The organism is Acidovorax sp. ST3 (assembly GCF_003231145.1).
Taxonomy (GTDB): Bacteria; Pseudomonadota; Gammaproteobacteria; order Burkholderiales; family Burkholderiaceae_C; genus Acidovorax.
Window position 1 is genome coordinate 1 of record NZ_QKVP01000101.1, and the last position, 572, is coordinate 572.

Annotated in this window: 1 protein-coding gene; it reads right to left on the reverse strand. The window is 66.6% G+C overall.

Annotated elements, in window-relative coordinates; all coding sequences use genetic code 11:
- Positions 1–74: 74 nt before the first annotated feature.
- Positions 75–572, reverse strand: a 498-nt coding sequence (locus DNK89_RS23795) for an NAD(P)/FAD-dependent oxidoreductase (RefSeq protein WP_161958988.1), incomplete at its 5' end; no start/stop codon positions are given.

Sequence of the window (572 nt, forward strand, 5' to 3'; positions counted from 1 at the left end):
GCTGGGCGAGGGCGGCGCGCTCCTGCTCGGCCTGCAGGTCTTTCTTGAGGCGTTTCAGGTCGGCCGCGCCGACCTTATTGCCCCGCATTCTCCAGCCACCGTTGTGCGTCCAGGGCGGCCATGCAGCCCGTGCCGGCGCTGGTGATGGCCTGGCGGTAGACGTGGTCCTGCACGTCGCCGGCGGCGAACACGCCCGGGACCGAGGTCATGGTGGCCATGCCGGACAGGCCGCTCTTGGTGACGATGTAGCCGTCCTTCATTTCGAGCTGGCCCTGGAAGATCTCGGTGTTGGGCTGGTGGCCGATGGCGATGAAGGCGCCGGTGGCCTTCAGGTCTTCGGTGGCGCCGGTGTCGACGTGGCGCACGCGCACGCCGGTGACGCCACTGTCGTCGCCCAGCACTTCTTCCAGCGTGTGGAACAGCTTCAGTTCCATGTTGCCGTTTTCGACCTTGCTCATCAGCTTGTCGACCAGGATCGGCTCGGCGCGGAACTTGTCGCGGCGGTGGATCAGGGTGACCTTGCGGCAGATGTTGGACAGGTACAGGGCTTCCTCGACGGCGGTGTTGCCGCC